The organism is Paenibacillus sp. 01L418, assembly GCF_056400045.1.
The window spans coordinates 1-3,209 of the sequence record NZ_JBFTSN010000589.1 but is presented as its reverse complement, the minus strand read 5'-3'; the positions used below and the strand labels follow the sequence as shown (position 1 = coordinate 3,209).

3 protein-coding genes are annotated in these 3,209 nt (G+C 44.1%); all 3 read left to right on the top strand.

Features of this window, described 5'->3' with window-relative positions; translation table 11 throughout:
- Positions 1-328: D-sedoheptulose-7-phosphate isomerase (locus AC1DSE_RS33195; protein ID WP_477528909.1), on the top strand; the 328-nt coding region annotated here is incomplete at its 5' end.
- Complete coding sequence (locus tag AC1DSE_RS33190) at positions 325-1,332, top strand: ROK family protein (RefSeq protein ID WP_441884982.1); 1,008 nt, start codon at positions 325-327, stop codon at positions 1,330-1,332. The genes AC1DSE_RS33195 and AC1DSE_RS33190, both read left to right, overlap by 4 nt.
- A gap of 1,170 nt (positions 1,333-2,502) precedes the next feature.
- The coding region (locus AC1DSE_RS33185) for an ABC transporter permease subunit (RefSeq protein WP_477528908.1) at positions 2,503-3,209 on the top strand (707 nt) is incomplete at its 3' end.

Below are 3,209 nucleotides of genomic sequence, written 5' to 3'. Positions count from 1 at the left end.
GAGTGCTTTTATGACAGCTTACGCTAATGACGTAGATTCCGATATGGTTTTCGCACAGCAGGTTTACGGCTATGGCAATGAAGGGGATGTCTTTCTAAGCCTTAGCACTTCAGGGAACTCTCGCAACATCATTCGTGCCCTTCAAATCGCTAAAGCAAAGGGAATGAAAACCGTTGGGTTAACAGGGAAATCGGGAGGTAAGATGAAGGTGCTATGTGATGTTACGATCACAGTCCCCTATTACGAAACACCGGATGTTCAAGAGCGGCATCTTCCTATCTATCATACCTTGTGCATCATGCTTGAGGAGGTGTTTTTTGGAGGATGATCACTTATGCTGGAATTGATATTGGCGGAACCAAATGCGCGGTCACAATCGGACGATTATCGGAAAATCAAATACAAATTATCGATAAAGCATACGTTTTGACTGCGCCTACGCCAGAAGAGACCATCCAACAAATGATTGATGAATTAACCCTTTTGTTCTTAAAATATCCGGGTGATAGACAACAATTAAAAGCGATAGGTATCAGCTGTGGTGGACCTCTAAATAGCCAATATGGGCTTATTCTATCTCCCCCTAATTTGTCACATTGGAATAAAGTCGACGTCATTAGTCCGATTGAGCATTACTTTAATGTACCGGTCGGATTGCAAAATGATGCCAACGCATGTGCCCTCGCCGAATGGCAATGGGGTGCAGGCCGAGGAACCCGCAATATGATCTTCCTTACCTTCGGGACTGGAATGGGAGCAGGACTTATTCTGGATGGGCGTTTATATTCAGGAACGAATGACAATGCGGGCGAAGTGGGACATATTCGACTGGAGAATGAAGGACCGATCGGATATAACAAAGCAGGATCTTTTGAGGGCTTCTGCAGTGGGGGAGGCATAGCCCGTGCTGCTCAATCCTTAGTGACAGGACGAATGGATAGCGGTGGAGAATTCCCATCCTTCTATCATCCATCTGATTCCATCGATGAGATCTCTGCTAGAGATGTAGCAGAAGCGGCTTTAAAAGGCGATCCATGGGCACTCCGTATTTTCCAAGACGTCGGACGTCATCTGGGACGCGGAGTAGCTATCCTCATTGATATTATTAATCCGCAAAAAGTTATCATCGGGAGCATCTATGGAAGACAAAGACAGCTTATCGAACCCTATATGCTGGAAGCGCTCCAGATGGAGGCTCTACCGAATTCCTTAGCGATTTGCGAGATCGTTCCTGCCGGTCTTGGAGAAGAAGTCGGAGATTATGCAGCTTTGTCTGTTGCTAGAGACTTGCACATGAGCCAGTCTCAGCTTGATGCAATTAGAAAGGATTAATAAATAAGTGCGAATTATTCAAATCATAAAATGTGGGCAACGTTTATAGTTGAAACAAAAAGATCACCAATACGGGTGATCTTTTTTTATTATTAGGGAGACTTAGTTAATATGACAACTTGGATTAACCAGCCACTAAGCACATCAAGGTTGATATCCATAGGGACGAACCGCAGTCTGTATGGTTTAACTTTGTAAGAACAAATAGGTTCTTACAGGAGCTCAGACAAGCTAGTTTTGGAGCAGTAAGAACCCATATGTGCTTACAGCAATCTTTCGGTTGTGGGCAGTCGATCAGGCTGGCTGTGTAAGAACAAATAGGTTCTTACAGGAGCTCAGACAAGTTAGTTTTGGAGCTGTAAGAACCCATATGTGCTTACAGCTATCATTCGGATGCGTTAAGGCGGTCAGGCGGGCTCTGAAAGAACCACTAGATTCTTACAGTAGCTCAGACAAGCTAGTTTTGGAGCAGTAAGAACACATATGCGCTTACAGTGACCATTCGGATGCAGACTGTAGGCCGGCTTTGTAAGAACCTATAGGTACTTACAGGAGCTCAGACAAGTTAGTTTTGGAGTTGTAAGAACACATATGCGCTTAAAGTGACCATTCGGATGCAGATTGTCGGTCAGGCGGGCTTTGTAAGAACCTATAGGTTTTTACGGGAGCTCAGACAAGTTAGTTTTGGAGCAGTAAGAACCCATATGTGCTTATAACGATCATTCGGATGCGTTAAGGCGGTCAGGCAGGCTCTGTAAGAACAAATAGGTTCTTACGGGTGCTCAGACAAGTTAGTTTTGGTGTTTTAATAACAACCAATTGTAAGCGTTTCCTAATAAGTGTTGACGACAGAATCAAWATGGTTACAGGCTCCTCGACCATTTTATCGCACGAATTGCCCTCCTCTTGTATCTGGACTGTGCCTATCTAACTTGGCGCTCTAACTTCGGATTTGCATGCTGAAAACCCAAGATGTCAAGTAAATAAAGGGTTTTCAGCCGATAGATAATGAAAAAGGGATAGCATCACAAAAATGGAAGGTGCGCTTTCAGAGTGAAGGAATAGCAGCACAAAAAGTGGAGATTTCCGCATTCGGCTGTACATGTTACGTTAAGTTGGCAAGGCGTTGCTGAACAGAATGATAACATGCCAAAAGAAAGGGGGATTACTTTGAAGCAACATTCGCAGTCAGCGGATCTAGCTCCCATGCCTAAAATGCCGAAAGCAGGAGCAGRCTCGAGATGGATAAGATCCATGCGGAAGGAATTAAAACGCAATCGATTTCTTTATATGCTGCTAGTGCCAGTAGCCATCTATTTATTGCTATTTAAATATGCACCGATGGCTGGGGAAATCATTGCTTTCAAAAATTATCGATTATCCGATGGGATTTGGGGAAGCTCTTGGGTAGGATTCCAGCAGTTTGAGAAGTTGTTTGCCAGTCGCGAGTTTTATATCGTATTAAAAAATACGCTGCTGCTTAACCTGTACAGCTTGCTCTTTGCGTTTCCTGCTCCGATTCTGCTCGCGATCATGCTTAATGAAGTTCGGGTGGAGTGGTATAAACGAACATTGCAAAACTTGCTGTACATTCCTCATTTTATTTCGTGGATTGTCCTCGGAAGCATCATTATTGCACTGTTATCGCCATCTACAGGCATAGTGAATTATTTATTGCAGGCGTTTGGAATAGAGCCGATCTATTTTATGGCAGATAAGCTATGGTGGCCGGTGACGTTCATTGTGTCTGGTATTTGGAAAGAAGCCGGATTTGGGACGATTCTTTACTTAGCTGCGATGGCCTCGATCGATCCGACGTTGTATGAAGCGGCCAAAATTGACGGCGCCAATAAAATAAGACAGATCTGGCATGTGAC

Bases quoted from the DNA above. Each gene is read 5' to 3' on its own strand.
- AC1DSE_RS33190 (WP_441884982.1), top strand. From the start codon at position 325: ATGATCACTTATGCTGGAATTGATATTGGCGGAACCAAATGCGCGGTC.